This is a genomic window from Cetobacterium sp. (genome assembly GCF_048470075.1).
Taxonomy (GTDB): Bacteria; Fusobacteriota; Fusobacteriia; order Fusobacteriales; family Fusobacteriaceae; genus Cetobacterium_A.
In genome coordinates, this window is sequence record NZ_DBGBQB010000094.1 from 1 (window position 1) to 1,735 (window position 1,735).

Below are 1,735 nucleotides of genomic sequence, written 5' to 3' on the forward strand. Positions count from 1 at the left end.
TTTTCTTGAAATTCTATAAATTTTTTATAAGGAGAGCTTTAATGACTAAAAAACCACTTTTTCACTTTACACCTAAATCAAATTGGATGAATGATCCTAATGGTTTATCCTACTTTAAAGGAGAGTTTCACTTATTTTATCAACATAACCCTAAAAATTGTTATTGGGGAAATATGACTTGGGGTCATGCTAAAAGTAAAGATCTTTTTAATTGGGAACATCTTCCTCCAGCTCTTAGCCCTGATAGTGAAACTTTTGGAGATATAGATGGTTGTTTTTCAGGAAGTGCAGTTGTTAACAATAATGAACTACTTCTTTTTTATACTGGAATAAAAATGAAAACTAAAAAATTAAATGAGTTTGGTAATACCGTTACAGTTGGTCCAGATGATTTAATCCCTTCACAAATTTTAGCTAAAAGTATAGATGGAGTTAATTTTGAAAAAATTCAAAAAATATCTTTAGAACTGCCAAAAACATATTGTAAATCTCATATAAGAGATCCAAAAGTTTGGAAAAAAGGGGATTTTTGGTATTTAATAATTGGAGCTAAGGAATCATCACAAGGGAGAGTTTTAATTTATAAATCTAAAGATATTTTAAATTGGCAATTATTTAGTGAATTGAAAGAAAAAGATATGGGACATATGTGGGAGTGTCCTGATCTATTTGAAATAGACAAAAATGATATCCTACTAATTAGTCCAGAAGGCATTGGAACAGATGGACAAATAAATCTGTCTGGTTATTATTTAGGAAATTTTGACTATAAAAATGGAAATTTTATTCATAATCCATTTGAAAAATTAGATTTTGGATTTGAATTTTATGCACCACAAAGCTTTCTAGATTCTAAAAACAGAAGAATAATTATCGGATGGCTAGTCAATCACGCTCCTCTTCCAGGTGAGAATTGGACTGGATTGATGTGCATTCCTAGGGAGATAAAAGTAATAAATAGAAAAATTTATACCTATCCCATAGAGGAACTTAAAAATTATAGAAATAAAGAATTACAATGCTTCTCTCAATTAAAAGATACCTTAAATACTTTTGATTTTGAAATTACTTTTAAAAATTTAGATAACTTTAAAATTACCCTTTTTAAGGGAACCCATGGTGGATTAAATTTAACTTATTCAGCGGTGAAAAAAAAATTGATTTTAGACAGAGCAAATGTTATAAATGGATTTTCTCAACTTTCTACTTTTGGAACTATTAGAGAATGTGAGATAGAGGGTAATGAAAGATGTAGCTTTAGGATTATTGTAGATAAATGTGTTACCGAAATATATATTAATAGTGGTGAAAAAGTTATGAGCTGTGTTGTAAATCCTCACTCTACCCAAAATGAGGTAGAAGTTGTAGGAAACATTCTTTCTAAAAAAATATATAGCCTAAGTAAATAATATCATACAACATGAATCAAGGGAGATTCCGTATCTCCCTTTTAATTCAAATTATAACCATTAATCAACTCCTCTATCTTTTCTAAAGAAGAGGAAACTTTCCTTATAATATGTGAATCAATCACTCTACAAATACCACTTTTAGTATTAATTTGTAATCGCCATTCTCCATATTCTGCTAGAGTCTGCCACTTATCATTTTCAGAGATAAAAGAAAAACAAACTAAAGAATCTTTAGCCAAAATATCTTCAATTTTTCCTGTTGTAACTAAATTAGTAAAATTACTTTGTAATGACATAATAATCCTCTCCTTATCATTTAGAAT

Annotated in this window: 2 protein-coding genes; one reads left to right on the forward strand and one right to left on the reverse strand. The window is 28.6% G+C overall.

Annotation, left to right across the window (positions count from 1 at the left end; all coding sequences use genetic code 11):
• Nucleotides 1-41 precede the first annotated feature (41 nt).
• Nucleotides 42-1,409 carry a glycoside hydrolase family 32 protein gene (locus ACMOUI_RS03585; protein ID WP_418964373.1) on the forward strand — a complete coding sequence of 456 codons (1,368 nt, stop codon included), beginning with the start codon at nucleotides 42-44 and terminating at the stop codon, nucleotides 1,407-1,409.
• A 41-nt stretch (nucleotides 1,410-1,450) separates the two neighbouring features.
• Here the strand turns inward: ACMOUI_RS03585 and ACMOUI_RS03590 are convergent.
• A partial coding sequence (locus ACMOUI_RS03590; protein WP_418964374.1) for a hypothetical protein occupies nucleotides 1,451-1,735 on the reverse strand: 285 nt, incomplete at its 5' end.

What these genes read in the sequence shown, in the direction of transcription:
- ACMOUI_RS03585 (WP_418964373.1), top strand. Translation starts at nt 42, where the DNA reads ATGACTAAAAAACCACTTTTTCACTTTACACCTAAATCAAATTGGATG.